Below are 1824 nucleotides of genomic sequence, written 5' to 3' on the forward strand. Positions count from 1 at the left end.
GCGCGCCGGGCCCTCACCCCAACCCCTCTCCCGGCGGGAGAGGGGCTCGGTTCTCCCTTCTCCCGTCGGGAACGGCCGCCTTATCTGCCGAAGCCTGGCCAAGCGTTAGATCGGACTTGCAGCTGGAGCCATACAGACCTGCACGCATTGAATGCCTGCACGCACGATCGCCATCGTGTCCGCTGCACGAGTTACCTCGTCTTCTATACCGCGTGTTTTATCGATTGCTCCAGGTCGATCGCCGCTTCCCAGCGAACACGGCTGAGCGAAGCGAGCGCCCTGATGGCGCTGTACGGCACCTAGTCCGTCCTCAAGCACGCGCTGAACCACTGGGCGCGCCTGCAGGCGCGCATGCGGCAAGGCATGCCACGGCCTCCTGGGCGTCGGTTGTCGACAAGCGGCAACCCGGCCTACGGGCATCTGCCAAGGCCTGCTTGCTTCACTATCGAACCGGCTCTGCGTCCAAAGTTGGCAGAGGATGTAAGCGATCCTGCGACTGTCATCGGACGCATTGCGCGCACTTTCTGGTTCGCGCTTCTCATCGATTGCAGATCCGCTCACGTGCAATCTGCCGATGAATGCCGGTCGGCGCGTCCACATGTCACCGTCAAGTGCGTTGGCGTTCAGCCAAACTTGTGCGCCAGTCCGCACTCGGTGACGCGTTTTGACGACGCGCATCGCACCGTTCCATGCGGCGATGCGTCTCTTTCATGGCCCGCCGCTTAGACTTTTCCCACTCAGGCGACCGCGTAGGCATCGATTGCTCTACATGCGCATTGCCTTTCGGCCCCTTTCACCCACCACGAGGCCCTCCCCATGAGCCAAGCCAATGGATACGCCGCCAAGGCGTCCGATCAGCCGCTGACCCCGTTCACCTTCGAGCGCCGCGCGCTCGGTGGGCACGACGTCAGTATCGAGATCCTCTACTGTGGCGTCTGCCACTCGGATCTGCACACCGCCCGCAACGAGTGGCACAACACCCAGTATCCATCGGTGCCGGGCCATGAAATCGTCGGTCGCATCACCGCGGTGGGCGACCAGGTCAGTGCCTTCAAGGTCGGCGATCTTGCCGGTGTCGGCTGCATGGTCGACAGCTGTCGGCATTGCGCCTCCTGCGCCGATGGCGAGGAGCAGTACTGCGAGAACGGCTTCGTCGGCACCTACAACGGTCCGATGTTCGGCGGCGAGAACACGTATGGCGGCTACTCCGATCACATCGTGGTCGACGAGAAATACACGCTGCATATTCGCCACGATGCCGAGCAACTGGCGGCGGTGGCGCCGCTGCTGTGCGCCGGCATCACCACGTATTCCCCGCTGAATCACTGGAAGGTCGGCCCGGGCAAGAAGGTCGGCATCGTTGGGCTGGGCGGCCTCGGGCACATGGGCGTGAAAATCGCCCATGCGATGGGCGCGCACGTGGTGCTGTTCACCACCTCGGCCGGCAAGCGCGAGGACGCGCTGCGCCTGGGCGCGAGCGAGGTGGTGGTGTCGAAGAACGCCGACGAGATGGCGGCGCACACCAACAGCTTCGATTTCATCCTCAACACCGTCGCGGCGCCGCACGATCTGGATGCGTTCCTGACCCTGCTCAAGCGCGACGGCACCATGACCCTGGTCGGCGCGCCGGCCGAGCCGCATCCGTCGCCGACGGTGTTCAACCTGATCATGAAGCGGCGCCAATTGGCCGGTTCGCTGATCGGCGGCATTCGCGAGACGCAGGAGATGCTGGATTTCTGCGCCAAGCACGGCATCGTGTCCGACATCGAGACGATCGAGATGGCGCAGATCAACGAGGCCTACGAGCGCATGCTCAAGGGCGAC

Annotated in this window: 1 protein-coding gene; it reads left to right on the forward strand. The window is 63.9% G+C overall.

The genetic code is table 11. The features are described from left to right. Positions 1 to 816 precede the first annotated feature (816 nt). On the forward strand, positions 817 to 1824 hold a 1008-nt coding region (locus PIQ37_RS20625), incomplete at its 3' end, for an NAD(P)-dependent alcohol dehydrogenase (protein ID WP_342074895.1).

It is taken from the genome of Xanthomonas protegens, assembly GCF_038442435.1.
In the GTDB taxonomy this organism is placed as follows: Bacteria; Pseudomonadota; Gammaproteobacteria; order Xanthomonadales; family Xanthomonadaceae; genus Xanthomonas_A; species Xanthomonas_A sontii.